Here is a 22,974-nt window from a genome sequence, read left to right as displayed (position 1 = left end):
CCTTGTCCCTGGCCTCAGCGGGCGCCGGAAACGTCGATCTCGGCCTTCATGGAAAGCCCGACGCGCAAGGGGTGCTGGGCGAGCTCACGCGGGTCGAGGGCGATGCGGACGGGCACGCGTTGGACGATCTTGATCCAGTTGCCCGTGGCGTTCTGGGCCGGGATCAGGCTGAAGGCCGAGCCCGTGCCGCCGGAAAAGCCGACGACGCGGCCGTGGTAGACCACGCCCTTGCCGTAGAGGTCGGAGACCAGCTCCACCGGTTGGCCGGGACGCACCTTCTCGAGCTGCACTTCCTTGAAGTTGGCGTCCACATAGGCGGCCTGGACCGGCACCACCGCCATCAGCGGCGCGCCGGCCTGGACCTGCTGGCCGACCTGCACCTGCTTTCGGGAGATCACGCCGGCCATGGGCGCGCGGATCACGGTCCTCTGGAGTGCGAGCTGAGCCGATTCCAGAAGGGCGCGGGCGGCTGCGACCTCGGGGTTCTGAGCGAGAGGCGTTCCGTTGATCAGGACCGCGTTGGCTTCGCGAGACCCCTGGGCGGCCCTCAGGTTGGCCTGCGCCTGGGCCATCGCCGCTTGCGCCGAGGCGAAGGCGTTGCGAGCCGCCGTCAGCTCCTCACCCGAGACAGCCCCGGAGCCGGCGAGGTTCTGCCGGCGCGACAGGTCCGTGCGGGCGCGCTCCAGATCGGCGCGAGCGCGCGCCACATCGGCTTGCCGCGCGGCCACTTGACCGCCAAGCGCCTGGTCGTTGGCTTCATAGCCGCGCACGCGGCGTTCCGCCTGGCCAAGCGCCGCTTCCGCCTGAGCGACGGCGATGCGGGCGTCCGAGTTGTCGAGCACGACCAGCGGCTGGCCGGCCTGGACCGTCTGGGTTTCCTTGATCAGGACCTGGGCCACGGGCCCTGAGACCAGCGGGGTCACCTGCGCCACTTCGGCACCGACGTAGGCGTTGTCGGTCTCCACGATCTTGCCGGCGAACAGCAGGGTGTAGACGCCGTAGATGACGGCCGCGGCGACGACCACGACGCCGAGGATGAGGAGCAGGCGCTTGCGGCGGCGATCGGCGGCGGCAGGCGCGGTGGAGGCGGTTTCGGACATTTGGCAGAGCCTCGGGGAGGAGAGCTGATTTCGGTGCGAGAAAGCGGCGCAGGCGTCAGGCGGCGTGGAAGCCGCCGCCAAGGGCGCGAACAAGGGCGACGTCGAGGGCGAAGGCTCTCGCCTCCAGGTCGGCGACAGCGCGCCGTCGTCGGAGCACGGCCTGCTCGGACTGCAGCAGCACGGAGTAGGTGGACAGGCCGCCCTGGTAGCGAAGGCGCGCGATGCGGTAGGCGTCTTCGCTGGCCGCGAGGGCGGCGCGGCTGTCGGCGAGCTGCGCCTCCAGCGCCCTTTCGGACGCCACGACGTCAGCCACCTGGCGGAAAGCTTCGGCGACTGCTGCATCGTAGCCGGCCACAGCCGAGTCACGATCGGCTTCCGCCCCGCGCAGCCCGGCTCGCAGACGCCCGCCCTCGAAGATGGGCAGGCTGACCGCCGGGCCAACCGATCCGATGTCCGAACCGCTGTCGAACAGCTTGTCGAGGTGCAGCGCCTGGGCCCCGACGTAGGCGGCCAGGTTGATGTCGGGGTAGAAGGCCGCACGCGCCTCGCGCACCCGGCTCGACGCGGCTTCGGCCCGCCAGCGGGCGGCGATGACGTCGGGGCGGCGGCCCACCAGGTTGGCCGAAAGTTCAGGCGGCAGCCCGAACGGTTTTAGGGCGCTGATCTGCGGCCGTGCGATCGCCAGGCCGCGGTCAGGGCCGGCGCCGAGCAGGGCGGAGATGCGGTTGCGGGTGAGTGCGATCTGCTCGTCCAAGGCGGCGAGGTCGGCGCGGGACTGCAGGGGCTCGGCTTCCGCCAGGCGCTGCTCTCCACGGGTGTCGAGGCCGTTCGCCACGCGGTTGGCCACCAGACTGGTGGTCTCCTGCTGCAAGGCGACCGTACGCTCAGCGACATCGCGCTCGGCGAACAAGCGAGCGAGGTCGGCGTAAGCGGCGGCGACGTTGGTCGACAGCATCAGGCGCGCCTGGGCCGCCTCTGCCTGAGCGGCGCGCGCTTCAGAGGTGGCGGCGGCGACGGCCGCGCGGTTGCGACCCCAGAAGTCCAGCTCCCAGCCGAAGTCCAGGGTGACGCGGCCGTAGTCGTTGTAGCCCTGAGGGACGAAGGCGGCGGGGATGCCGTTGTTGTAGCTCTGCTTCGTCTCCTGGGCGGAGCCGTTGAGAGTGACCGAGGGCAGGTCGCGGGAGCGGGCCTGGGCCGCCACGGCCTCGGCGCGGCGCACTCGAGCCTCGGCTTGCGCCAGGCTGGGAGAGCCGGCGAGGGCTTCGTCCACAAGCGTCGCGAGCTGGGCGTCTCCGTAAGCCGCCCACCAACGATCCGTCGGCCAGTCCGCGGCAGGCGCGTTCAGCGTCTGGCTCGTGGCGTAGGTCTCGGCGGCCTTGGCTTGGCGGGACGGCGTCTCCGCCGGAAGCGTCGCGCAGGCGGCGAGAGCAGCGGCGCTGAGCGAGGCTAGAAGTGCGAGCTTAAGGGGTGCGTGGGCGGTGGGCATCGGAGAGCGCCTTGCAATACCGTACGGTACGGTCATATTGCGGACATATATACGGTGCGCTTAGCCGGTCAAGCTGACCGTACCGTACGGTTCTAAAAAGTTTTGCGGTGATGCAACAAACCACACGCCCCCGGCTGGACAGAGATGCTCGGCGCGAAGCCATCCTCGACGTCGCTCAAGACGTGTTCCTGGACGAAGGCTTCGCGGCGGCTTCCATGTCGACCATTGCGGCGCGTCTCGGCGGGTCGAAGGGCACGCTCTACAACTACTTCAAGAGCAAGGACGAGCTGTTCGAGGCGTTCGTGCAGCGCCGGTGCGTCTGGCACCAGGAGGCGATTTTCGGAGACGTGAGCGACGGCGCCTCGATGCGCGAAGCGCTGACCGTCTTCGCTCATCGCTACATCCTGACCACCCTCAGCGATGCGAGTCTGCGCAGCCTGCGCCTGATCATCGCGGAAGCGGAGCGGTCACCTGAGATCGGCCAGCTGTTCTACGAGAACGGCCCCCGGCGCGGGATCGCCCGTCTGGCCGGCTACATGACGCGCTGGGCCGAGCAGGGGCTGCTGAACATCGAAGATCCGGAAGCGGCGGCCCAGTTCTTCATGGGATTGACCAAGGGGCGCTTCCACATGGCCCGCCTCTGCAACGTGATCCCTGAACTGACAGAGGACCAAGCGGCGGAAGAGGGTGAACGGGCGGTCCGCACCTTCCTGCGCACCTATGGGACGGAGAAAGCCTAGAGCAGCAGGCGCTCGGGCAAGATCGGCAGGTCCCGCACTCTCTTGCCCGTGGCGTGGAAGACGGCGTTGGCGATGGCCGGAGCCACGCCGCTGATGGCGATCTCGGCGAGCCCCTTCACGCCCAGGGGGTTGAAGATCTTGTCGTCCGACGGGACGAACGAGGCCTCAAGTTGGACGATGTCGGCGCAAACGGGCACGAGGTACTCGGCCAGATTGGCGTTCATCACTCGTCCGTAACGGTCGTCCCACTCGACCATCTCGAGCAGCGCCATGCCGATACCGCCGACCATGCCGCCGATGCACTGGCTGTGCGCGATCTTGGGATTGATCACCCGCCCAACGTCATATGCGCCGACCAGGCGCGGGACCCGCACGGTTCCGAGATCCGGGTCGACACGCACCTCGGCGAACACAGCTCCGAACGCCGAGCTGGTGTGGGTTTCAGACTCCGCGCCGGGTTCTGACTTGCCTTCCGCGTCCAGCCACTCGAGTCCGTGCTGGGCCAGGAACTCGCCGTAGGGCGTGAAGCCCCCGCCGTTCTTGAGCGCCAACCCGCCGCCCTGGAAGAGGAGGGTGTCGGAAGCGGCGCCTTTGAATGGTCCGCCGGACGATGCGGCGGCGAGTTCGCCGACCTTCTTCTGGAGCGCCTGGCAAGCCGCCATCACGGCCGTGCCGACGCTCGCCATGGTGATCGAGCCGCCGTGCACCGGGGCCATGGCGAAGTCCGTGTCGCCCAGCTCGAACCGCACCTTCTCGACAGGGAGATCCAAGGTGTCGGCCGCCACCTGGGTCATGGAAGTGTAGGTGCCCGGGCCCATGTCGGAGGCGGCGGTGCGCAGCAGCACGTGCCCGTCCCGGTGGAGCCGCACGGTGGCTTGAGCCGGAGAGCGGTGGGAGGGGTAGATGGCCGTCGCCATGCCCCAGCCCACCAGCTGCCCATTGTCCTGCATGGAGCGGGGCTCGGGGCTGCGGCGCGACCAACCGAAGTCATCTGCGGCCTTGGCATAACAGGCGCGCAGCTCCTTCGACGACCAGGGCTTGGACTTGTATTCGTCCGTCTCAGCGTAGTTCTTCAGCCGCAGCTCGACCGGGTCCATGCCCAGCGCCACGGCGAGCTCGTCCATGGCGATCTCCTGGGCGAAGACCCCCGTCGCTACGCCCGGCGCCCGCATGGACGTGGGCGTGTTCACGTTCATGTGGACCAGACGGTAGCGGGTGGCGTTGTTGGCCACCGAATAGGTCTGACGCGGCGGGTCCAGCGTGGTCTCGGCATACTCCTCGTAGGTGGAGGTCTGGCCCCAAGCCTCCTGGATGAGGGCGGCGAGCCGTCCATCCTCCAGCGCGCCCAGCGCGACGTGCTGTTCGGTGTGTGGGCGAGAGCCGGTGTTGGTGAACTGTTCCCGACGCGTAAGCTCCAGGCGCACAGCCCGGCCGGTCATCTTGGCGGCCATGGCTGCGATGTGGACGTGGTGCCAGGTGCGAAGGGCCGAGCCGAAAGCGCCGCCTACGAAGGGCGAGATCACCCGTATCTTGTCCTGCGGGATGTCGAAGACGTGCGCGATCTCGGCCCGGTCGTTGTCCACCCACTGGGTCTTGTCCCAGAGCGTCAGGTGGTCGCCGTCCCATTTGGCGATGGTGGCGTGCAGCTCGATTGGGTTGTGCTGCTCGCGGGGCTGAAGGTACCAGCCCTCCACCTTGACGGGGCTGCTGTCGAAGGCGCTGGCGGCGTCGCCGCGCTGGGTCTCGCCCGGACGGCCGTCGGCCTCAGCTTCCGGCGCAGGCTTCAAGCCGAGCGCTCGATCGAACTTCGTCTGAGCCTGCGCGTCGGGGGAGTAGGTGACCCGGATCAGGTCGGCGGCGGTTTCAGCCTGTTCGATGCTGTCGGCGACGACGCAGGCGATCGGCTGGCCGCTCCAGAGCACCTTGTCGTCCTGGAAGACCCGCAGCTGGCCGCCCGCCTTCGGGTCGACCTGCGGCCGCTTTTTCATCTCCTTGTAGGGCAGGCGAGGGGCGTTCTCATGGGTGATCACGCTGACCACGCCCGGTACGGTCATGGCGAGGCTGACGTCGATCGACTTGATGCGCCCCGACGGGATCCGGCTCAGCACCAGGGCGGCGTAGGCCAAGCCCTCAGGCTTGAACTCGGCGGCGTAGGTGGCGCGGCCGTGGACCTTGTCCGGGCCGTCGACGCGCGAGACGGGGCTGCCGATCACGGCGTTCGAGCTCATGGCTGCACCGCCTCCATCTGCGCGAACTCCCGCAGCGCCTTGCGCACCGTGCCGACCAGCAGCGGAACCTTGAAGGCGTTGTGCTGGCGCGGCTCGGCGCCTTCGGCGGCCCGTTCGGCCGCGCTGGTGATGACTTGCTCCGTCAGCGCCTGACCGACGATCGCCGGCTCCACGTTCGGCAGCCGCCAGGGCTTGGTCCCAACCCCGCCGACCGCCACGCGAGCCTCGCTCACCGCGCCGCCCTCCATGCGGATGGACAAGGCGCAGGAGGTCACCGCCCACTCGAAGCTCGCCCGGTCTCGAACCTTCAGGTAGCGGGAGCGCCGCTGCGCCGCCCGGTCCGGCAGCTCGATGGCCGTGATCAACTCGCCTGGCTCCATGACCGTCTCGATTTCGGGGGCTTCGATGGGCAGGCGATGGAAGTCGGCCATAGGCACGCGCCGCTCGCCGCCTGGGCTGGCCAGCACGATCTCCGCGTCGCAGGCGAGCAGGGCGACCGCGAAGTCGGAGGGCTGGACGGCGATGCAGGTCGGGCTGCCGCCGAAGATGGCGTTCTGGCGGTTCTGCCCATCCCAGGCCGAGCAGCCGGAGCCCGGCTGGCGCTTGTTGCAAGGGGTGGCCACGTCTCGGAAGTAGAGACAGCGCGTTCTTTGCAGCAGGTTGCCGCCAGCGGTGGCCATGTTGCGCACCTGCGGGGAGGCGCTCCCCATTAGGGCTTCCGCGACAACCGGATAACGTTCCCGCACCAGCGGGTGGGCCGCCATGGCGTTCAGCTTGGCCCCGGCGCCGATCCGCACGCCACCTTCGGAGGTCTCGATCTCGGGCGGTGCAAGACGGTTGACGTCGATGACCTCGGCCGGCTGGGTGACCCGCTCCTGCACCAGTTGCAGCAGGTCGGTGCCGCCGGCGATGTACATGGCGCCCGGCGTGACCGCGCGAGCGTGGGCTTCGGACAGGTCGCCGGGCCGATGGTAGCGGAACAGCGCCATGGGTCAGGCCATCTTCGCGGCGGCGTCGCGCACGGCGGCGACGATGTTGGTGTAGGCTCCGCAGCGGCAGAGATTGCCGCTCATGTGTTCGCGGATCTCCTCGTCCGAAGTGGCGCGGCCTTCCTGGATCAGCGCCACCGCCGACATGATCTGGCCGGGCGTGCAGTAACCGCACTGGAAGGCGTCGTGCTCGATGAACGCCGCCTGGACCGGGTGAAGTTGGCCCTCGGGCGCAATGCCTTCGATGGTGATGACGTCCCGACCATCGGCCTGTGCGGCCAGGGTCAGACAGGAGACCACCCGCTGCCCGTCCAGCAGCACCGTGCAGGCGCCGCACTGGCCAAGGTCGCAGCCCTTTTTGGTTCCGGTCAGGTGGAGGCGGTCGCGCAGCGCGTCCAGCAAGGTGGTCGAGCCCTCCACGCCGAGGCGACGCGATTGCCCGTTTACCCGCAGCTCGATCTCGAGCGCGCGCCCATCCTCCGGCATAGTGGAAGTCTCCCTGGTCCCACGGCTCTAACTGGCCGGGGGCAGGGCGGTTCCTGGGCTCTGGCGGCCTCAGTCCTTCTGGAGCTGAAGCAAGCTGTCCCACATCTCGTCGGCGAACTTCACGACGCTGACGTTGGCTTTGAAGGCGGTCTTCGCCTCGATCATCCGGACCATTTCCTGGGTGACGTCAAAGCTGTCGCCCTTCTCCAGGCCCATCTGCGCGACGTTGTCGGCCGCTTGCTGCAGCTGGCGGGTGGCGAACATCATGCCCAGGCGGGCGGTGCTCAGCGGATCCATGGTCGGGCCTCCTTTCCCAAGGATCGCCCGACCACGGTTAAGTCATCGCGTGGAAGCGTGGTGAACGCGTTCCTACGTCTGGTCGGAGCTTGAGATCTCGCCCCGCTTGCGGTCGCCCGGAGAAGCCTTCTCGCCACGGATGACGGTGCTGCCCGCCGGATCCTCCTCCAGGGCGCCGCCAGCCTGGCTCTTGCCGCCGCCCTTGCCTTCGGAGCGGTAGTGGAAGTCAGACTCGGCGCTTTCCGGAGCCTCATAGGTCGCCATCAACTCGCCCTTGGCCAGCGTCAGGCCCTTCAAGGCGTTGACCAGGTCGGGCAGCGGGGTGTCGGGCCCCATGTCGATGGTGTCGGCCAGGGCGAAGACCTGGAAGTAGTAGCGGTGCACGCCGTGACCCGCCGGCGGGCGCGGGCCGAAATAGCCATAGCCGCCCATCCCGTTGCGGCCCTGGATCCCACCCTGCGGCGTCGCCAGGAACTCCTGGTTCGGCAGCCCTTCCGGCAGGCTCGTCACCTCGCCGTGAATGTTCCAGACCATCCAGTGGACGAAGGGGTGCGTCTGGGGAGCGTCCGGATCCTCGACGATGACGGCCCAGGCGCGCACGTCCGGCACGCTGTTCCAGTGGAGGGGCGGGGAGATGTTGTCGAAGTAACCGGTGTAGCGGTCGGGCAGCCGGCCGTCGGTCTCCTGAACCTCGGAGGTGACGATGACGCCCGTCTCGTACGCGGGCTGGATCTTCATGATGGTGATGGCCTCGCCCGAATGTTCGGGGTGATGCTCCTGGTCGCTCATGGCGCTCTCCGTTCCGCTTCGCCCCCACAACCGGCGCACGGGCCGATAGTTGCGCCCCCGACGTGCGGTCGTGCGCTGCGCCGCAGCGACGCCTGGCGAGGGTTTGCTGACGCAAGGGAAAGCTCGGCTGTTTGAACGGCTTACCGCGCAAAGGTTTGCTGGCTTGGCCGCGCTTCTCAGGCAAAGCTGCTGCGGCGTGGCATTGAACCTGCGCCCTTTCGTGCGTATATGCCGCTCGCTTGAGCGGTGGTGTTCCGCGCCCCGCCAGGTTCGCAAAGTGCGGTGGAGGACGCTCGTCGCCCATGCTCCTGACCATGATGAAGTCGAAGCTTCACCGCGCGACGGTGACCCAGGCCGACATGGACTATGAGGGCTCGATCGCCATTGATCGCGACCTGCTGGATGCGTCCGAGATCCTGCCGCACGAGCAGGTGGACGTGCTGAACATCACCACGGGCGCCCGCTTCACCACCTACGCCATCGAGGCGCCCCGCGGCTCCAAGGTAATCGGCGTGAACGGCGCGGCCGCACGCCTGGTGCAAAAGGGCGACAAGGTGATCATCGTCACCTACGGCCAACTGCCGGCTGAAGAGGCCCGCAACTACAATCCGACCGTCGTCCTGCTGGGCGACGGCAACGAGATCAAGAAGGCGGCCTGATGCGCCTGGCGCTCGCCGGCCTGGCCATTTGCGCTGCAGGCCTGGCGGCCTGCTCGCCCGGCCTGCCCGAGGGCGTCGACGAGGCCAAGGTCCACAACGAGATTTCCAGCGCTATCGGCGATCCCAACACCTGCGTGCTGATCGGCCAGCAGGGGACGGGCAAGGTCGTTTATCGCTACAACAGCCACACCACCTGTGGGCGGAGCCTGCCGGCTTGCCAGGGCGCGGCTGCTCAGACGGTCGACGACCTGCTGAAAGCCACCGCGCAGGATCGCCAGCCCCGCGCCACCAGCTGCAACAGCACCGCTGACGGATCGCGCGGCGTCGGCTGGGCGTCGGGCGTGCTCACTGGCAAAGGCCAGGGCCTCGTTTACGCGGCTGTCATGGAGGGCGAGCGGTCCTTCCCAGGCCGGATGATGTCCGACCGGCTGTCGCGCGCCCTCCAGGACGCCGGCCTCTAGCGCGCCAGCTCGTAGAGGCCGGTCACGTCGATCCGGACCTTCAGCTCACCCGCCGACACCGGCGTGTCCGCCATCTCGCGCTTGGCGAAGCTCGCCGCCATGGCCATCGGCATGGGCGGCGGAGCGGAATAGGTCGCCCCTTCCGAGATCGTCACCAGCCGCTGAACCCGGTGCCCCGTGGCGCGGGCGTAGAGATCGGCCTTGGCCTGCAGCGCCCGCACCGCCTGTTCGCGCGCCGCGTTCTCGGCGGCGGTCGGATCGTTCAGCCCGAAGCTTACGCCGTTCACCTGGTTGGCCCCGGCGTTGACCGTGGCGTCCACCGCGGCGCCCAGGCGGGCGAGGTCGTGCACGGTGACTGTCACCTGGTTGGACGCCTGATAGCCGGTCAGCTTGGGCGGCTGGTTCTGCTCGTAGGCGTACTGCGGGTTCAGATTCAGGTTGGAGGTCTGGATGTCCTTGGCCGCGATGCCCGCCTTGCGCAGGGCCGCGGTGACCTGGGTCATGCGCTGGGCGTTCAGGCGCATGGCGTCCTGGGCGGTGGCCGCCTCGGTCATCACACCCAGGGTGATGGTCGCCATGTCCGGCGCAACCTTCGTTTCGCCGTAGGCGGCGAGGTTCAAAGTGGTGGCCTGGAACATGGATTCGGCGGCCGGCGGAGCGGCCTGGGCCAAGGCGGCGGGCGCGGCGGCGGAGGCCAGGAGGGCGCTCAGGGCGGCCGCGCGGATCAGGGTCTTCATTTCGTTCTCCCGTCTGGGGACTTGTGTTGGGGGAGAACGTGACAAGGCCAAGCTGAACGCAAGCTTTAAGCGGCGTGCAGGCCATGGTAACCGCGGATCACCGCTGCTGGGGCCTGTAGCTCAATGGTTAGAGCCGGCCGCTCATAACGGCTTGGTTGCAGGTTCGAGTCCTGCCGGGCCCACCAGCGTGTTGTTTCCGTCGGTGGCACCGATGCCGAGCGGATCGCAGCCCCGTCTTTAGATTTTGGGTTCGTGTAGCTGACGGGACCGCGCCGCTGCGTGCGGTCTATGGGCCGCCGCGGCCGCCGGTCGCCCCGAATATCGCGCCAGTCGTGTAGCTGTCCTCATTCGAGGCCAGCAGGACGTAGAGCGAGGCGAGTTCCGCCGGCTGGCCCGGTCGCCCGAGCGGCGTGTCAGCCCCGAACTGCGGCAGCTTGCCCGGCAGCTGACCGCCGCTTGGCTGCAGCGGCGTCCAGATCGGCCCTGGCGCCACGCCGTTCACCCGGACGCCCTGAGGCGCCATCTGCTTGGCGAGAGACTTGGTGAAGTTCTCGATCGCAGCCTTGGTCATGGCGTAGTCGATGATGTTCTCAGGCGGACCATAGGCGACCACCGACGTCGTGTTGATGATCGCCGCGCCTGGCTTGAGGTGCGGCATGGCCGCCTTGGTGATCCAGAAAGTGGCGTAGAGGTTGGTCTTCAGCGTAGCGTCGAAGTCATCGGTGGAGATGTCCGTGAACTTCTCCCGTCCTGCTGGCGCGCCGCGTTGTTGACCAGGATGTCGAGCCCGCCGAGCTCGCGCACGGCCCGATCGACAAGCTGGCGGCAGAACGCCTCCTCGCGGATATCGCCGGGGATGGCCACCGCCTTGCGGCCCTCGGCGCGGATCAGCTGGACCACCTCGCGGGCGTCGGGCTCCTCGACCGGGAGGTAGTTGATGGCCACGTCAGCGCCCTCACGGGCGTAGGCGATCGCCGCGGCCCGGCCCATCCCGGAGTCGCCGCCCGTGATCAGAGCCTTGCGCCCGGCAAGCCGTCCGGAGCCTCGGTAGCTGCTCTCGCCGTGGTCGGGTCTTGGGTTCATCCGGCTGGCCAAGCCGGGCCAGGGCTGCTGCTGGGCCGGGAAGGGCGGCTTCGGGTGCTTGGTCGCCGGGTTCTGCAGCGAGGCGCCGCCGCTGCTCGGCTGCCCGGCGCCTTGGGCGAGCGCTGGGGCCGTAGCTGCAGCTGCGAGACCTGTGGTCATGCCGCCAAGCAGCAGCCGCCGGGCATTGTCGGGCTCGTCTTTGGCCATGAGGCGCCTCCTGAATGCCCGCCAAACCCCGGCCGTCGCGTGCTGTTCCGCGGCGCGTCAAAGGTCAGTCCGGTTGCTCCTCGGCGCTCCGGGAGCAGGCGTTGGCGGTCGCCCGCCGTGCTTGCCCGGGGCGGAACGACGACGAACGGCCAGCGGTTGTGGGCGGGCGCAAACAGGAGCCGCCGATGTCGCTGGTCAAAATGGTCTCCCTGCACCCGGATGTGCGGGGCGAGGTGAACGAGACCCTGGTCACCGCCGCCCGCCACGCCATGCTCTGTTCGCTGTTCTGCACCTCGTGCGCAGATGCCTGCATCGCCGAGGACATGGACATGTTGCAGTGCATCCGGACCTGTCTCGACTGCGCTGATATCTGCGCCGCCACGGCAAGGCTGGCAGTACGCCGAACCGCTCAGGACGTCGCCCTGCTGCGGGCCCAGCTGGAGCTCTGCATCAAGAGTTGCGAAGCGTGCGCCGCCGAATGCGACCGGCACGAACACGAGCACTGCAAGCTCTGCGCAACGATGTGCCGGGAGTGCGCGGAGGACTGTCGAAGCGCGTTGCCGACCGTGAATTAAGCGCTTTCAGGCATCGCTCCCCTGAGGCGAGTGAGCGACAACGAGCCGGCCACTCCAGCTCCACCGGTGGCGGCGGCCCCCGTCATATCGGGACAAGTTCGAGAAAACAGGCCGCGACGGGCTCTTCTGAGGCGGCGTCACCAGCCGGGAGAGTCAGGCGGCGCAAGCTGGCCCATTTGCGTTAGCGAATGACCCCGGGCGGCGGGACCGGGTCACATGCCTGTCATACGGTTCGCAGGCAGCGCAGGTCCGAGGACCGCCAAGCCGAAGGGGGATCACATGCTGAAGTCCGCATCGTTCAAGATGGCCATGCTGGGCGGCGGCGCGGCCGTGGCGCTTGCCGGGCCGGCGTTCGCCCAGGTCGCGGGGCCGGACCGCGGCGGGCTGCTGGACGAGGTCATCGTCACCGCCAGCAAGCGCGAGGAAAGCGTCCGCGAGGTGTCCGGCTCGGTGTCGGCGGTGTCCGGCGAGCAGCTCGAGGCGCTGGGCGCCCAGGGCCTTGCGGACTACGTCCAGCGCGTGCCGGGGGTGGTGTTCAACCAATTTCAGCCCGGCACCTCCCACGTGGTGATCCGCGGCGTCGCAACCAGCGCCGGCAACGTGCAGGGGCAGGGCACCACCGGCTACTACATCAACGAAGTCCCGCTCACGGAGCCCGGCTGGACCATCGTGATCCCGGACGTGGACGCCTTTGACGTCGACCGGGTGGAGGTGCTGCGGGGGCCGCAGGGCAGCTTGTTCGGCTCGGCCTCCATGGGCGGAGTGGTCAACTACATCGCCAACCAGGCGGATGCATCGGGCTTCGATGCGGCGGCCGAGGGCACCCTGAGCCAAACGCGCAACGCGGACCTGGGCGGCTCGGCCAAGGCGATGCTGAACGTGCCGATCATCGCCGACAAGCTGGCGGTGCGCGGGGTGTTCGCCCATCGGACCGAGCCCGGCTACCTCGACAACATCGGCGTCGGCCGCAATGGATCGAGCGACATCTCGGTCACCGGCGGGCGGGTCTCAGTGCTCTTCACCCCGGCTGAAGGCTCCCGGCTCTCCTGGCTGAGCCTCTACCAGAAGACCGAGGCCGACGACGCGCCGTACCGCAACCCGGAGCTCGGTCAGTTCAAGCGCAGCACCGCGCTGCTGGAGCCGAACGAGACCGACTTCCAGGTGCACAGCCTGCGGGTGGACCAGGACCTCGGCCCTGCCACCTTCACGGCCTTGGCCGCCTACCAGAAGAAGAGCCAGGACTTCCTGTTCGACTACACGCCCTGGCGCTCGGCCTACAACGCCGACCTCGGCCTCAACCTGACATCGCCGCTGTACATCGAGAGCGGCGGCGAGAGCGAAGGCAAGAGCCTGGAGATGCGCGTCGCGTCCAACGGCGAAGGGCCGTTCCGCTGGCTGTTCGGCGCCATGTACTTCGAGACCGACAAGTTCCTCTACGAGCAGCTCGGGGCGCAGGGCGCCGCGGCGCAGTTCGACGCCTCGCCGTTGTTCGGGCCGGGCTCTGGCGCGGTGATCGCGCCGGGCGGAGCGATCTTCAACGCCTTCTTCACCGACCTGAAGAGCAAGGAGACCGCGCTGTTCGGGGAGGCGACCTACGCCTTCGTTCCGCAATTGGAGCTCACTGTCGGCGGCCGGCTGTTCAAGACCAAGATCGACAGCGTCAGCCGCCAGCAGGGTTTCTCGACCTATCCGGGCGGGCCGACGGCGTCGCCCACGGAGGACGAGCAGGACGGCTTCTCGCCCAAGGTCTCGCTGACCTGGATTCCCAACGACGACCTGCGGGTCTACGGCCTCTATTCCGAAGGCTTCCGCTTCGGCACGCCCAACACGCAGGGGCTCAGCACCTATCCGGTGCCGGCGGGCTCGGGCAGCGACGAGCTGAAGAACTACGAGCTGGGCGTGCGCTCGGACTGGCTGGACGGGCGTCTGCGGGTGGACGCCACCGCCTTCTACATCGACTGGCAGGACATCCAGCTGCGCCTGCTGACGCCGGACAACTTCAACTACGCGGCCAACGGCGGGGCGGCCTCGATCAAGGGGCTGGAGCTGTCGACCTCCTGGCGGGTGACCGACCGCTTCGACTTGCAGTCGAACGTCACCTGGATGGAGGCGCGTCTGGACGAGCCGCTGTTCATCCTGTGGTACGGCACCGCGCCAAAGGGCGCGCAGCTGCCTGGCTCAGCCGACTGGTCGGTGAGCACCACGGCGGTCTACCGCTTCGACGCACCGTATGAGCCGACCCTGCTGCTGTCGCACCGCTACCTTTCGGAGGGGATCAGCGATCTCAACTCGGCGGTTCCCGGCGTGGCGGTTAACGAGCAGGGGGATTACAGCCTTCTCGATCTGCGGCTCAGCGCCCGGTTCGGCTCGACGACCCTGACCGTGTTCGGGGACAACCTGACAGACGATCGCGGAGTGACCCGCACCGTGCCGGAGGCCAACGGCCTGAGCCAGGGCCTCGTGCGGCCGCGCACCTTCGGGGTGACGGCGCACTGGGAACTGTGATCTGGCCTCTGCGCGGGACGGAGGTTGATGGGGGAGGGGCGGATGGACCGGCGTCGATTCCTGGCGGGCGCAAGCGCGCTCGCCGCCACGCCCGCGCTGGCCGGCGCAGAACCCGCTTGGGGGCCTGGGCCCGCGCCGCCGCGGCCGGAGCGCCGGCCGCTCCGCATCACCCAGCTGGGACGGGTGCGCGTGGATCCCTATGCCTGGCTCCGGGATCCCAACTGGGCTCAGGTGTCACGCAATCCGCAGCTGCTGCAGCCCGAAATCCGCGCGCACCTGGAGGCGGAGAACCGCTACGCGCAGGCGCTGATGGCGCCTGCCGAGGCGGCGGCTGAGGCCTACGCCAAGGCCATGGACGCGCTCACGGCGGACGCGGTCGCCGAGCCGCCGGCCGAGGACGGGCCTTGGGCCTACTACAGCTATGTCCGGCCCGGAGAGGACCACCGGGTGCACGCCCGGCGCCCGCGCGGCGGCGGAACCGAGGAGATCCTGCTGGACGAGGCGGCGCGCGCCCGTGGGCACGCCTACTACCGGGTGCTGGAGGCCCAGCACAGTCCGGACCACCGGCTGTTCGCCTGGGCCGAGGACCTGGAAGGCGGCGACCGGCACCTGATCTGCGTGCGCGAGCTGGACACGGGCAAGCTGCACGTCTCGAAGCGGGCGGACGGCTACGGCTGGCAGGGGCTGGTGATCTCGCCCTGTTCGCAGTGGGTGTTCTGGATCTGGCGCGACCCGCTGAGCCGGCCGGCGCGGGTCTACCGCCGTCCCGCGCGCGGCGGCGAGGACGTGCTGGTCTACGAGGAGAAGGATCCGGCGCTGTTCATGTCCCTGGGGCGGACCGCATCGGCGAGCCACGTGACCCTACGGGTGCAGGGGCCTGACCTGGACGAATGGCGCCTGATCCCGGCGGCCGACCCGACGGGCGCGCCCCTGCTGGTGGAGCCGCGCACGCCGGGCCTGCACTATCAGGTGGAGGAGTGGGGCGGCGAGCTGGTCATCCTGACCGACGCAGACGGGGCCCTCGACGGCAAGCTGATGCGCACCCCGCTCGACGCGCCCGGGCGCGGCAACTGGCGGGACTGGATGGGGCACGAGCCTGGCCGCCACCTGCTGGAGATGCGGCCCTTCCGCGACGCCTTCGTGCGCCTGCAGCGGCGGGATGGGCGGCTGGAGGTGGTGGTGACGCCGCGCAGCGGGCGCGAGCACACCCTGGCCTTCGACGAGGCCGCCTACGCCGTGCGGCTGGAGCCGCAGCAGGAGCACGCGGGCTCGGTCCTGCGGCTGGTCTACCAGTCGCCGCGCACGCCGCCGCAATGGCTGGCCTGCGACCTGGCCTCCGGCGCGCGCCGGGTGGTCAAGGCCGCCGGCGCAGGGCCGCGGTTCCGCCGCGAGGATTTCGAGGTGCGCCGCCTGTTCGCGCCGGCGCCGGACGGCCAGCAGGTGCCGGTGACGGTGCTCATGCGGGTTGGGACCGCTCTGGACGGCCGCGCGCCGCTGCTGCTCTACGGCTACGGAGCCTATGGCGTCTCCTCCGAGGCGGAGTTCTCGGTGCCCGCCCTGGCCCTGGTGCAGCAAGGCTGGATTTACGCCATCGCACATGTCCGAGGCGGGTCAGAGAAGGGGCGGGGCTGGTTCCTGGACGGACGACGGTTCCACAAGCGCAACAGCTTCACCGACTTCATCGCTTGCGGGGAGCATCTGGCCCGGCAGGGTTATACGGCGCCCCGTCGGATGGTGGGCTATGGCCTGTCGGCCGGCGGGCTGCTGATGGGCGGGGTGGCCAACCTGCGGCCGGACCTGTGGGCCGGTCTGATCGCCCAGGTGCCGTTCGTCGACATGCTGAACACCATGAGCGACGCAAACCATCCGCTGGTGCCGGCCTTCCGCCCCGACTGGGGCGATCCCCTGTCGGACCCGCAGGCCTATGACTACATCGCCTCGATCTCGCCCTACGAGAACGTGCGGCCCCAGGCCTATCCTCCGATCCTGGCCACCGCAGGCATCCGCGATGATCGGGTGAGTTACTGGGAACCGGCCAAGTGGGTGGCCGAGCTGCGGCACACCGGGACGGGGCGCGCCCCCGTGCTGTTCGAGACCAACATGGCCGCCGGCCACCAGGCGAGTTCGGGGCTGTCCGACCAGCACCGGCAGATGGGCCGGTTCTGGGCCTTCGCGGACCTGTGCGTTGGACGGAGCCTGGCGTGAAGCTTGATCAGGCTATCGAGATCGGCCGGCTGGACGCGCACGACCAGGCGGCTCTGGTGCGGCGGGGTGAGCTGAGCGGCGCCGAGCTGGTGGAGACGGCGATCCAGCGCATAGAGGCGCTGGACGGCGCCCTGGCCTCGGTCAGCTGGCGCGCGTTCGATCAGGCGCGGGCGCGGGCCGCGGCGCTGCCGAAGGACGCGCCCATGGCCGGCGTGCCGTGGCTGGTGAAGGACTCGCTCGACTACCCGGAGCAGCCCTCTCGGGCGGGGTCGCGCAGCCGGGACCTTAGGCCGGCGACCGGGGCTTACCCCTTCGCGCAAACCTGGGATGCGGCGGGCCTGGTGGCGGTGGGCAAGAGCGCCATGCCGGAGTTCGGCCTGCTGCCGACCACCGAGCCGTTGTCAGCCGCGGCCACGCGCAATCCGTGGTCTCTGGGCTATTCCCCGGGCGGCTCCAGTGGAGGCGCCGGCGCGGCCCTGGCGGCGGGCCTCGTCCCGCTGGCGCACGGCAGCGACGGCGCGGGCTCCATCCGCATTCCGGCCTCCTGCTGCGGCGTTGTGGGGCTGAAGCCCGGTCGCGGCGCCACGGTGCGGGCGCGGGCGCGCAGCTTGGTGGAAGACCTACTGGTGGGCGACAGTCTGATGTCACGCAGCGTGCGCGACGTGTCCTGGGCGTTCGCCGCGTCGCATGTGGACCCGGCGCACCTCGCGCCGCCGCCCGGCCGCCGGTTGCGCATCGCCCTCAGCGTGGAAGGCCTGCATCCGGGCCCCGTGCACCCGGAAGCGCGGGCCGCCGCCGAAGCCGCCGCCGAGCTCTGCGCGAGCCTCGGACACGAGGTGGAGGCGGCCGCGCCGGTGTTCGACCGGCCGGCGGCCCTGGAGGCCATGCACGTGCTTTGGGCGCTGGACGCGGCGGAAGCCGCGGCCGCCGTGCGCGCCAGCGGGCAGGATCCGTCCGCCGTGCTGGAGCCCTGGACCTGCGCGCTTGAGGCGCGGGCGGAGCATGTATCTCCACTGCAGCTGGAGGCGGCGCTTCGCGTCGCCGCTGAGCTGCCCCACCCCCTGGCCGCCTTCCATGCGCGCTATGACGTCATGCTGACGCCGACGCTGACGGCCCCGCCGCCGCGCCTGGGGGAGATCACCGGCGCGAAACCGGCGGACGAGTTGTTCGAGCGGATGTTCGGATGGCTTAGCTTCACCATCCTGCAGAACCTGGCTGGCACGCCGGCGATCTCGCTGCCGCTGGCCTGGAGCCCTCAGGGCCTGCCAGTGGGGGTGATGTTCGCGGCCGCACGGGGCGGGGAGCTTCTGCTGCTGGACCTGGCCCGCGAATTGGAAGCCGCCGCGCCCTGGGCCGGGCGCTGGCCGCAAGGAGCCTCCCATGCTGCCGCCGCCGGCTAAGTACGCGCCCCGCTCCGACGCCGACCTCCTGCGGCTGGTCACCGAGCATCCGCTGGCCTGGGTGGTGGCGACCGCGGACCTGTCCGCAACCGTCCTGCCGCTGCGGCCGGTGGTGTCGGCCGCAGGCGCCCTGGCGGGCTTCCTCGGACATTTCGCTCGCAGCAACCCGCAGCTTGAGGTGTTGCGCGCCGCACCGCGCGCCCGCCTGCTGTTCCTGGGCCCCCACGGCTATGTGTCGCCCAGCTGGCTGCAGGACCGCACTCAGGCGCCCTCCTGGAACTACGCCAGTGCCACCTTCGACGTGACCTTGAGCTTCATCGACTCCGACGCCGACCTGCAGGCGCTGATGGAGGATGTGGTGGGCGCAATGGAAGCCGGCCGGCCGGACGCCTGGTCGTTGGCGGAGATGGGCGAGCGCTATCGGCGGCTGTCGCGCGGCGTGGTCGGCTTCCGGGCGGACCTGGTCGCAGCGCGCGGGGTCTTCAAGTTGGGACAGGACGAGCGTGACGATGTGTTCGCCGAACTGCTCGCCGGCTTGCGCCGCGAGCGGCACGACCTGCTGGCTGCCTGGATGGAGGACTTCGCCGCCGACCGCCTCAGGCGCTGAAGTACTGGCTCGGCGGCACTCCGAAGGCGCGCTGGAACATGGCGGTGAAGGCGCTCGGGCTGTTGTAACCCACGTCGAACGCGACGCTGGTCACCGGCCGGCCCATGGCCAGCAGCGACAGCGCTTCTCCCAAACGGGCCTGCTGGCGCCAGACGCTGAACGACAGGCCGGTTTCCCGGCGAAAGGCGCGCGTGAGGGTGCGCCGGCCCATGCCGGCCACGGCCGCCCACCGGTCGAGGTCCTCTTCCTGGGAGGGGTCCTGCATCAGGGTGCGGCAGACCCGCACCAGCCGGGGGTCCTGGGGCATGGGCACGTGCAGGGCGGTGAGAGGGCAGGCGATCGAGCGGACGACCTCGTCCAGGATGAGCTGCATCAGACGCCCGTCGCGGCCGTCGAGCTCGTACTCGACCGGCAGTTCGGAGGCCTCCAGGATCAGTTCTCGCAGCAGGCTGGAGACCTTGAGCACCCGGCAGGTGGTGGGCAGCCGCGCATCGGCGCTCGGATCGACATAGAGGGTGCGGAGCGACACTGCGCCCCGGCAGTAGGCCTCGTGCCGCACGCCGGCCGGCATCCAGACCCCGCGCTGCGGCGGGATGGTGAAGCTGGCGCCGTCGGTGACCACCGACATAACCCCGGCGCTGGCGTAGACCAGCTGCGCCCGCTGGTGCGCGTGCGGCGGGTCATAGAAGGCGGGCGGGTATTCGTCGGAAAGCACCGCCAGCGGGCGGGCGACTTGCTGGTAGTCGGCGCTGCTCGTGCTGCGTTGCGCGTGGCCCATTCTAGATGATCCTCGATCCGTCAGCGCCAGCGTGCCACGAACCGTCGGCTAGTCTAGCGCCGAGTGCGGTGGGATCTCACGGAGCCCGAAGCTTAGGCGCCGCAGCCGCTTTCGCGGGCCGTGCCGCTGAAAAACCGGGATGCAGATGACGGCCGAGGACGCGCGCAGGGACGGGGCGGATCTGGATCCCGATATTCGCCGGTTCATGGACATAACCGCGGCTGCCTATGCCGAACACCCCGCGCTGGATGGTCTGCCTCTGCCTGAGGCCCGGCAGGTATTCGAGGCGGTGCGGACCCGCTGGCGCACAGGCGGGCCGGTGATGGCCGCCACCCTCGACGATAGGTGGCCGACCCGCCACGGCCAGGTGCGCGTGCGGGTCCATCGACCGACGGAAGCCGGTCCCGGTCCGGCGCCCGCGCTGGTCTACCTGCACGGCGGCGGCTGGACGATCTTCAGCATCGACACCCATGACCGCCTGATGCGCGAGTACGCCGCCCGCGCGGGGGTGGTGGTGGTCGGGGTGGACTACGCCCTTTCGCCGGAGGCGAGGTTCCCGGTGGCCCTCGAGCAGGTCCTCGACGTGGTCGACGCGTTGAGGCGCGACGGCGCGAGCGTCGGCGTCGATCCCGAACGGCTCGCCATCGGCGGGGACTCGGCTGGCGGCAATCTCTCGCTCGCCGCAGCGCTGGCTCTGCGCGACGGCGGAGCGGGCGAGGTCCTGTCAGGCCTGCTGCTCAACTATCCGGTGCTCGACCGGCATGTCGCCGCGGCGGACGGGGATCGATTTGGCGGGCCGGCCTACATGCTCAGCGTCGACGAGATGGAGACCTTCTGGGCCAACTACCTGTCCCGCCCGCAGGACGCCGACGATCCGCTGGCCAATCCGGCGCGGGCCGAGCTGGCGGGCCTGCCGCCCGTGTTCCTGACCATCGCCGAATGCGATGTGTTGGCGGGGCAGGGCCATGCCGCGGCCGCTCGGTTGGTGGCCGCCGGCGTTCCGGTGGAGGCCCGCGTTTATGCTGGGGCGAGCCACAGCTTCCTGGAAGCGGTCTCGATCGCTCCCCTGGCCGAACGGGCGCTGGCGGAGGGCGCCGCCTGGTTGCGGGCGCGGCTGGCGCCATGACCGCCCGGCTGCTGATCGGCGCGGGGGCGATGGGCGGCGCCATGCTGGACGGCTGGGCCGCCGAAGGCCGTAGCGACCTGCACCTGTGGGACCGGCGCGCGGCAGATCGCGCCGGCGTCGCCCGCCTGACCGCCATCGCCGACGCGGCCGCGCTCCCGCGGCCGCTGGCGGTGGTGCTCGCGGTCAAGCCGCAGGCCGCCCCGGAAGTGCTCGCCGCCCTTCGGTCGCAGCTCCGTCCCGGCGACCTCGTGGTGTCGGTCATGGCCGGCGTCGGGCTCGCCGCCCTGCGCCGAGGCCTCGGCGAAGGGCCGGACCTGGTGCGCGCCATGCCGAACCTCGCCGCCGCGCTGGGTCGGGCGGTGGTCGCCCTGAGCGCCAGCCCCGCGTTGCCGCTCGCCCGCCGGGCGGAAGCCATGGCGCTGCTCCGCGCGCTGGGCGCCCTGGTCTGGGTTGAGGAGTCCGAGATGGACGCCGCCACCGCCCTGTGCGGCAGCGGGCCGGCCTACTTTTTCCGCCTGGCGGAGCTGATGGCTCAGGCCGGCGAGGCGGCGGGCCTGCCTGCCACGGCGGCGCGCCAACTGGCGGCCGGGGCTCTGATCAGCGCGGGCGCCCTGGCTCAGACCGCGGATGTCGCGGATGCTCGCCGCGCCGTGACCAGTCCGGGCGGCGCCACGGCGGCGGCGCTGGCCCGCTTCGATCACGAGGGCCGCTTGGCGGCCCTCACGGCGGAGGCGGTTGCGGCCGCAGCCGAGCGCGCGGCGGAGCTCGCGCGGGAGCTGGAGACCCTGACCCCATGACCCTCACCCTGCGCATCCTCGCCGCCCTGGTGGCCGGTCTGCTCAGCGGCGCCGCGCTGGCGGCGGCGGATGTCGGCTGGCTGCCGGCCGCAGCGGGCTTCGCGCGTGCGGCCGGCGGGCTCTGGCTCGACGCCCTGCGCATGACCATCGTGCCGCTGGTGTTCGCTCTGCTGGTTTCGGGAGTGGCCTCGGCCGCGGGCGCGGCGCGGGCCGGGCGCATGGCGGCGCGGACCTTCGGCTTCTTCGCCGTCCTGCTGCTTGCGGCGAGCGCCTTCGCCGCGATCGTCGTGCCCATGGTGCTCTCGGTGGCGCCGATCCCCGTCCAGGCCGTAGCGCCGCTGAGGGAGGCTCTTGGCGCGCCGTCCGCCAACGTTCCTGGCCTGCCGCCCTTCGGCGAGTGGCTGCGCAGCTTCATACCCGTCAACCCGGTGGGCGCGGCGGCGGAAGGGGCCATGGTGCCACTGGTCATCTTTGGGCTGGTCTTCGGCTTGGCCGCCACCCGCATCGAGCCGGAGCTGCGCGATCGCATCGTCGGCCTGTTCGAGGCGGTGGTGCGCACCATGTTAGTGATCGTCGGCTGGGTGCTGTGGGCGGCGCCGGCCGGGGTTCTGGCTCTGTCCTTTGTCGTCGGCGCGAGCGCCGGCCTCGGCGCGGCCGGCGGGCTGCTGCACTATGTCCTGACGGTCTGCGGGGTCTGCTTGGCGGTGACGCTCGCTATGTATCCGTTCGCCCGAGTAGCGGGCGGCGTTCCGCTCATGCGCTTCGCCCGGGCGGTCGGCCCGGCGCAGCTGGTCGCCTTCAGCACCCAGTCGTCCATCGCTTCGCTCCCAGCCATGACTCTGGCCGTCCAGCAACTGGCGGTTCCAGTGGAGGCCGGCCGGCTGGTGCTGCCGCTGGCGGTGTCGCTGTTTCGGATCACCAGCGCAGTCGCCAACATGACGGTGGCGATCTATGCCGCCGCCCTGTTCGGCGCAGTTCCGGGGCCAGCGCAACTCGCCACCGGGGCGGTGGTGGCCGCGATCGTCAGCCTTGCGGCGGTGGGCCTGCCGAGCCAGGTCTCCTTTTTCACCGCCATCAGCCCGGTCTGCCTGGCCATGGGCGTACCGCTCCAGGCGCTGCCCTTGCTGCTGGCGGTGGAGAGCATCCCCGACATCTTTCGCACGGTCGGCAATGTGACGGCCGACGTGGCGGTGACCGCCGCGGTCGGACGCAAAGCCTCCGCGAGGGACGGCGAAGGCGGCGCCCGGACGGAAAGGCCGCTTTCGTGAACTTCTCCCGGATCGCGCGGGCGGCTTGAACACGGCCCGCTGGATTGGCCCACCTCCGATTGATGTTCTCTATGGAGGGTCATAGATCGATGTTCTTTGAAGCGGCGCCGCCCCGGTGCTAGTCTCCGAGACATAGGGAGGCGGGCTCGCCATCCCGGCGTCCGCCCGGTGAAGGAACACGCCGGTGAAACCGGTCCATATCGCGGAGGCCCTGCTGGTCTCCGAAGGCGCGTGCGTGCTGGTCGAGCTCTGCTGCTCTGGCCACAAGGGCGATGCGGCGCAGGTGCGCTGCGCGATGCTCAAGATGTTTCCAGGCGCCAGCCACGATGAGCTCGAGGCCGGTCTCCAGCTCGCCGTCAGCATCGCCCAGCTCGACCAAGCCGAAGCGGAGGCTGCCCGCCACTAGCGGCGCGACGGCCTGGAGCGATCGCGCCAGGCCTTCCGGAGCGAC

At 70.0% G+C, this 22,974-nt stretch carries 23 protein-coding genes and 1 tRNA gene; 13 read left to right on the top strand and 11 right to left on the bottom strand.

All coding sequences use genetic code 11. The features are described from left to right. Nucleotides 1-14: 14 nt before the first annotated feature. Together DJ018_RS15725 and DJ018_RS15720 are read right to left on the bottom strand one after the other, a co-directional pair. Nucleotides 15-1,100: an HlyD family secretion protein gene (locus DJ018_RS15725; protein ID WP_111515921.1), complete on the bottom strand. Its 1,086-nt coding sequence runs from the start codon at nt 1,098-1,100 to the stop codon at nt 15-17. Between the two features lie 55 nt (nt 1,101-1,155). Beyond that, nucleotides 1,156-2,586 (bottom strand): efflux transporter outer membrane subunit, encoded by a 1,431-nt coding sequence (locus DJ018_RS15720; RefSeq protein ID WP_111515920.1) that lies wholly within the window; start codon nt 2,584-2,586, stop codon nt 1,156-1,158. Nucleotides 2,587-2,696: 110 nt separating this feature from the next. Here DJ018_RS15720 and DJ018_RS15715 point away from each other — a divergent pair, with 110 nt between their 5' ends. Beyond that, a complete protein-coding gene (locus DJ018_RS15715; RefSeq protein ID WP_111515919.1) occupies nt 2,697-3,326 on the top strand; it encodes a TetR/AcrR family transcriptional regulator in 630 nt (209 codons plus the stop codon). On the opposite strand, the gene DJ018_RS15710 is transcribed toward DJ018_RS15715, so the two are convergent. The 5 genes from DJ018_RS15710 to DJ018_RS15690 form a co-directional block, all read right to left on the bottom strand. Then, nucleotides 3,323-5,554, bottom strand: a complete 2,232-nt coding sequence (locus DJ018_RS15710) for a xanthine dehydrogenase family protein molybdopterin-binding subunit (protein ID WP_111515918.1) — start codon at nt 5,552-5,554, stop codon at nt 3,323-3,325. The genes DJ018_RS15715 and DJ018_RS15710 overlap by 4 nt on opposite strands. Then, nucleotides 5,551-6,543: an FAD binding domain-containing protein gene (locus DJ018_RS15705; protein WP_111515917.1), complete on the bottom strand. Its 993-nt coding sequence runs from the start codon at nt 6,541-6,543 to the stop codon at nt 5,551-5,553. Before DJ018_RS15705 ends, DJ018_RS15710 begins: the two co-directional genes overlap by 4 nt. A 3-nt stretch (nt 6,544-6,546) precedes the next feature. Continuing rightward, a complete protein-coding gene (locus DJ018_RS15700; protein WP_111515916.1) occupies nt 6,547-7,029 on the bottom strand; it encodes a (2Fe-2S)-binding protein in 483 nt (160 codons plus the stop codon). Nucleotides 7,030-7,098: 69 nt separating this feature from the next. Continuing rightward, nucleotides 7,099-7,326: a flagellar basal body rod C-terminal domain-containing protein gene (locus DJ018_RS15695; RefSeq protein ID WP_111515915.1), complete on the bottom strand. Its 228-nt coding sequence runs from the start codon at nt 7,324-7,326 to the stop codon at nt 7,099-7,101. A gap of 72 nt (nt 7,327-7,398) precedes the next feature. Continuing rightward, nucleotides 7,399-8,115, bottom strand: a complete 717-nt coding sequence (locus DJ018_RS15690) for a YbhB/YbcL family Raf kinase inhibitor-like protein (protein WP_111515914.1) — start codon at nt 8,113-8,115, stop codon at nt 7,399-7,401. Nucleotides 8,116-8,417: 302 nt separating this feature from the next. Between DJ018_RS15690 and panD the strand changes: the two genes are divergently transcribed. Together panD and DJ018_RS15680 are read left to right on the top strand one after the other, a co-directional pair. Then, entirely contained in the window at nt 8,418-8,774 is a 357-nt protein-coding gene (panD, locus tag DJ018_RS15685) for an aspartate 1-decarboxylase (RefSeq protein WP_111515913.1), read from the top strand. Beyond that, complete coding sequence (locus DJ018_RS15680; RefSeq protein WP_111515912.1) at nt 8,774-9,235, top strand: hypothetical protein; 462 nt, start codon at nt 8,774-8,776, stop codon at nt 9,233-9,235. The genes panD and DJ018_RS15680 overlap by 1 nt, the downstream gene beginning before the upstream one ends. On the opposite strand, the gene DJ018_RS15675 is transcribed toward DJ018_RS15680, so the two are convergent. Next, nucleotides 9,232-9,972: an SIMPL domain-containing protein gene (locus DJ018_RS15675; RefSeq protein WP_111515911.1), complete on the bottom strand. Its 741-nt coding sequence runs from the start codon at nt 9,970-9,972 to the stop codon at nt 9,232-9,234. The two genes, DJ018_RS15680 and DJ018_RS15675, sit on opposite strands and share 4 nt — an antisense overlap. A gap of 109 nt (nt 9,973-10,081) precedes the next feature. On the opposite strand from DJ018_RS15675, the gene DJ018_RS15670 reads away from it, so the two are divergent. Further along, a tRNA-Ile gene (locus DJ018_RS15670) sits at nt 10,082-10,157 on the top strand. Nucleotides 10,158-10,258: 101 nt separating this feature from the next. On the opposite strand, the gene DJ018_RS19590 is transcribed toward DJ018_RS15670, so the two are convergent. Further along, nucleotides 10,259-10,675 carry an SDR family oxidoreductase gene (locus tag DJ018_RS19590; protein ID WP_276309839.1) on the bottom strand — a complete coding sequence of 139 codons (417 nt, stop codon included), beginning with the start codon at nt 10,673-10,675 and terminating at the stop codon, nt 10,259-10,261. Further along, nucleotides 10,672-11,262 (bottom strand): SDR family NAD(P)-dependent oxidoreductase, encoded by a 591-nt coding sequence (locus tag DJ018_RS19585; protein WP_276309835.1) that lies wholly within the window; start codon nt 11,260-11,262, stop codon nt 10,672-10,674. Before DJ018_RS19585 ends, DJ018_RS19590 begins: the two co-directional genes overlap by 4 nt. 185 nt (nt 11,263-11,447) lie before the next feature. Between DJ018_RS19585 and DJ018_RS15660 the strand changes: the two genes are divergently transcribed. The 5 genes from DJ018_RS15660 (at nt 11,448) to DJ018_RS15640 (ending at nt 18,554) form a co-directional block, all read left to right on the top strand. After that, the gene (locus tag DJ018_RS15660; RefSeq protein ID WP_111515910.1) at nt 11,448-11,837 is read left to right on the top strand and encodes a four-helix bundle copper-binding protein; all 390 of its coding nucleotides are present in this window, start codon (nt 11,448-11,450) and stop codon (nt 11,835-11,837) included. A gap of 279 nt (nt 11,838-12,116) precedes the next feature. After that, the gene (locus DJ018_RS15655; protein ID WP_165842944.1) at nt 12,117-14,342 is read left to right on the top strand and encodes a TonB-dependent receptor; all 2,226 of its coding nucleotides are present in this window, start codon (nt 12,117-12,119) and stop codon (nt 14,340-14,342) included. 42 nt (nt 14,343-14,384) lie between these two features. After that, nucleotides 14,385-16,547: a S9 family peptidase gene (locus DJ018_RS15650; protein WP_111515908.1), complete on the top strand. Its 2,163-nt coding sequence runs from the start codon at nt 14,385-14,387 to the stop codon at nt 16,545-16,547. After that, complete coding sequence (locus tag DJ018_RS15645) at nt 16,544-17,947, top strand: amidase family protein (RefSeq protein ID WP_165842943.1); 1,404 nt, start codon at nt 16,544-16,546, stop codon at nt 17,945-17,947. Before DJ018_RS15650 ends, DJ018_RS15645 begins: the two co-directional genes overlap by 4 nt. Beyond that, nucleotides 17,928-18,554, top strand: a complete 627-nt coding sequence (locus DJ018_RS15640) for an FMN-binding negative transcriptional regulator (protein ID WP_111515906.1) — start codon at nt 17,928-17,930, stop codon at nt 18,552-18,554. The genes DJ018_RS15645 and DJ018_RS15640 overlap by 20 nt, the downstream gene beginning before the upstream one ends. Here DJ018_RS15640 and DJ018_RS15635 read toward each other — a convergent pair. Then, nucleotides 18,544-19,332, bottom strand: a complete 789-nt coding sequence (locus tag DJ018_RS15635) for an AraC family transcriptional regulator (protein WP_111515905.1) — start codon at nt 19,330-19,332, stop codon at nt 18,544-18,546. The two genes, DJ018_RS15640 and DJ018_RS15635, sit on opposite strands and share 11 nt — an antisense overlap. A 139-nt stretch (nt 19,333-19,471) precedes the next feature. On the opposite strand from DJ018_RS15635, the gene DJ018_RS15630 reads away from it, so the two are divergent. From DJ018_RS15630 to DJ018_RS15615, 4 genes are all read left to right on the top strand, one after another. Next, entirely contained in the window at nt 19,472-20,458 is a 987-nt protein-coding gene (locus DJ018_RS15630; RefSeq protein WP_205853785.1) for an alpha/beta hydrolase, read from the top strand. Then, a complete protein-coding gene (locus DJ018_RS15625; protein WP_111515904.1) occupies nt 20,455-21,255 on the top strand; it encodes a pyrroline-5-carboxylate reductase family protein in 801 nt (266 codons plus the stop codon). The genes DJ018_RS15630 and DJ018_RS15625 overlap by 4 nt, the downstream gene beginning before the upstream one ends. Continuing rightward, nucleotides 21,252-22,523: a dicarboxylate/amino acid:cation symporter gene (locus DJ018_RS15620; protein WP_111515903.1), complete on the top strand. Its 1,272-nt coding sequence runs from the start codon at nt 21,252-21,254 to the stop codon at nt 22,521-22,523. The genes DJ018_RS15625 and DJ018_RS15620 overlap by 4 nt, the downstream gene beginning before the upstream one ends. A 184-nt stretch (nt 22,524-22,707) precedes the next feature. Further along, nucleotides 22,708-22,929, top strand: a complete 222-nt coding sequence (locus tag DJ018_RS15615) for a hypothetical protein (protein ID WP_111515902.1) — start codon at nt 22,708-22,710, stop codon at nt 22,927-22,929. Nucleotides 22,930-22,974 lie beyond the last annotated feature (45 nt).

It is taken from the genome of Phenylobacterium deserti, assembly GCF_003254705.1.
GTDB lineage: Bacteria > Pseudomonadota > Alphaproteobacteria > Caulobacterales > Caulobacteraceae > Phenylobacterium > Phenylobacterium deserti.
The sequence above is the reverse complement of the archived record's forward strand: the minus strand, read 5'-3'. Positions and strand labels throughout refer to the sequence as shown.

Bases quoted from the DNA above. Each gene is read 5' to 3' on its own strand.
- DJ018_RS15705 (WP_111515917.1), bottom strand. From the start codon at position 6,543: ATGGCGCTGTTCCGCTACCATCGGCCCGGCGACCTGTCCGAAGCCCAC.
- DJ018_RS15650 (WP_111515908.1), top strand. From the start codon at position 14,385: ATGGACCGGCGTCGATTCCTGGCGGGCGCAAGCGCGCTCGCCGCCACG.
- DJ018_RS15630 (WP_205853785.1), top strand. From the start codon at position 19,472: ATGCAGATGACGGCCGAGGACGCGCGCAGGGACGGGGCGGATCTGGAT.
- DJ018_RS15710 (WP_111515918.1), bottom strand. From the start codon at position 5,554: ATGAGCTCGAACGCCGTGATCGGCAGCCCCGTCTCGCGCGTCGACGGC.
- DJ018_RS15675 (WP_111515911.1), bottom strand. From the start codon at position 9,972: ATGAAGACCCTGATCCGCGCGGCCGCCCTGAGCGCCCTCCTGGCCTCC.
- DJ018_RS15715 (WP_111515919.1), top strand. From the start codon at position 2,697: ATGCAACAAACCACACGCCCCCGGCTGGACAGAGATGCTCGGCGCGAA.
- DJ018_RS15640 (WP_111515906.1), top strand. From the start codon at position 17,928: ATGCTGCCGCCGCCGGCTAAGTACGCGCCCCGCTCCGACGCCGACCTC.
- DJ018_RS15620 (WP_111515903.1), top strand. From the start codon at position 21,252: ATGACCCTCACCCTGCGCATCCTCGCCGCCCTGGTGGCCGGTCTGCTC.
- DJ018_RS15680 (WP_111515912.1), top strand. From the start codon at position 8,774: ATGCGCCTGGCGCTCGCCGGCCTGGCCATTTGCGCTGCAGGCCTGGCG.
- DJ018_RS19585 (WP_276309835.1), bottom strand. From the start codon at position 11,262: ATGGCCAAAGACGAGCCCGACAATGCCCGGCGGCTGCTGCTTGGCGGC.
- DJ018_RS15700 (WP_111515916.1), bottom strand. From the start codon at position 7,029: ATGCCGGAGGATGGGCGCGCGCTCGAGATCGAGCTGCGGGTAAACGGG.
- DJ018_RS15720 (WP_111515920.1), bottom strand. From the start codon at position 2,586: ATGCCCACCGCCCACGCACCCCTTAAGCTCGCACTTCTAGCCTCGCTC.
- DJ018_RS15725 (WP_111515921.1), bottom strand. From the start codon at position 1,100: ATGTCCGAAACCGCCTCCACCGCGCCTGCCGCCGCCGATCGCCGCCGC.
- DJ018_RS15660 (WP_111515910.1), top strand. From the start codon at position 11,448: ATGTCGCTGGTCAAAATGGTCTCCCTGCACCCGGATGTGCGGGGCGAG.
- DJ018_RS15690 (WP_111515914.1), bottom strand. From the start codon at position 8,115: ATGAGCGACCAGGAGCATCACCCCGAACATTCGGGCGAGGCCATCACC.
- DJ018_RS15695 (WP_111515915.1), bottom strand. From the start codon at position 7,326: ATGGATCCGCTGAGCACCGCCCGCCTGGGCATGATGTTCGCCACCCGC.
- DJ018_RS15625 (WP_111515904.1), top strand. From the start codon at position 20,455: ATGACCGCCCGGCTGCTGATCGGCGCGGGGGCGATGGGCGGCGCCATG.
- panD (WP_111515913.1), top strand. From the start codon at position 8,418: ATGCTCCTGACCATGATGAAGTCGAAGCTTCACCGCGCGACGGTGACC.
- DJ018_RS15635 (WP_111515905.1), bottom strand. From the start codon at position 19,332: ATGGGCCACGCGCAACGCAGCACGAGCAGCGCCGACTACCAGCAAGTC.
- DJ018_RS15655 (WP_165842944.1), top strand. From the start codon at position 12,117: ATGCTGAAGTCCGCATCGTTCAAGATGGCCATGCTGGGCGGCGGCGCG.